The organism is Anoxybacillus sp. LAT27 (genome assembly GCF_022030075.1).
In the GTDB taxonomy this organism is placed as follows: Bacteria; Bacillota; Bacilli; order Bacillales; family Anoxybacillaceae; genus Anoxybacillus; species Anoxybacillus kestanbolensis.
Map to the genome: position 1 here is coordinate 1 of NZ_JAIWYK010000095.1, position 338 is coordinate 338.

Here is a 338-nt window from a genome sequence, read left to right on the forward strand (position 1 = left end):
CGACCGCCCCAGTCAAACTGCCCACCTGACACTGTTCCCCGACCCGATCAGGGCCGCGGGTTAGAACTCCGATACGATCAGGGTGGTATCCCAACGGCGCCTCCACCGATGCTGGCGCACCGGCTTCCCAGGCTCCCACCTATTCTGTACAGATCGTACCAAAGTCCAATATCAGGCTACAGTAAAGCTCCATGGGGTCTTTCCGTCTTGTCGCGGGTAACCTGCATCTTCACAGGTATTATGATTTCACCGGGTCTCTTGCCGAGACAGCGCCCAAGTCGTTACACCTTTCGTGCGGGTCGGAACTTACCCGACAAGGAATTTCGCTACCTTAGGAC

General features: G+C 56.8%; 1 rRNA gene. It reads right to left on the reverse strand.

The window, feature by feature from the left end:
• A 23S ribosomal RNA gene (locus LD028_RS08660) occupies window positions 1–338 on the reverse strand; the annotation flags it as partial.